The 502-nt window shown below is 41.4% G+C and carries 1 protein-coding gene and 2 pseudogenes; 1 reads left to right on the top strand and 2 read right to left on the bottom strand.

What is annotated here, in order from left to right; genetic code table 11:
• A pseudogene (locus R7Z47_RS27075) lies at positions 1–125 on the bottom strand (isoprenoid biosynthesis protein ElbB); the annotation flags it as partial.
• A 12-nt stretch (positions 126–137) separates the two neighbouring features.
• Positions 138–293, bottom strand: a complete 156-nt coding sequence (locus R7Z47_RS27070; protein WP_005461930.1) for a hypothetical protein — start codon at positions 291–293, stop codon at positions 138–140.
• Between the two features lie 120 nt (positions 294–413).
• Between R7Z47_RS27070 and R7Z47_RS27065 the strand changes: the two are divergent.
• Positions 414–502: pseudogene (locus R7Z47_RS27065) on the top strand (EamA family transporter); the annotation flags it as partial.

Raw genomic sequence — 502 nt, 5'->3', positions numbered from 1 at the left:
TTTGGAGCGAAGCAATGCCAAGTAGCACCAGCTTTTTCGATGGCGTGCAGGGCTAGCACGGCTTCATGTAACTCTGATCCATCATAAACACCTGAGCCACTCAAAATAACTGCGACTTTTTTCATTTTAAGATTCCTTTAGTCTGATATTTCCGTTTGTTGCTCTTTTATATTTGGGGATTGAGATTGAGCATTTGCCTTAGTTTCGACGATTTCTTGATCGTCTTCTTCTTCATCATAGTAGCGGACCACAAAAGGTGTCAGCATGACGCTCGATGGTAGAAAGTGTTTCATATCGACTCCAAACGCATAACAGAATCATTTTTATACTGAAATTTATAAAACAGTACGTTGAAGCGGATCATTTTTGAGTTAAGCTGACGTTTCCTTTGGCATTCGTGAGTAGTAGGTCACATGAAATCCGTGCAATTTCGCTTCACACTTTATGGCTGCATTGCCATCCTCTCTTGGAGTTGCTTACTGGGTATTGCAAGGCTCGTAAC

The organism is Vibrio sp. 1641, assembly GCF_033339995.1.
GTDB lineage: Bacteria > Pseudomonadota > Gammaproteobacteria > Enterobacterales > Vibrionaceae > Vibrio > Vibrio alginolyticus.
This window is presented reverse-complemented; position numbering and strand designations above follow the sequence as displayed.

Coding starts and splice junctions, on each gene's coding strand:
- R7Z47_RS27070 (WP_005461930.1), bottom strand. CDS start 293: ATGAAACACTTTCTACCATCGAGCGTCATGCTGACACCTTTTGTGGTC.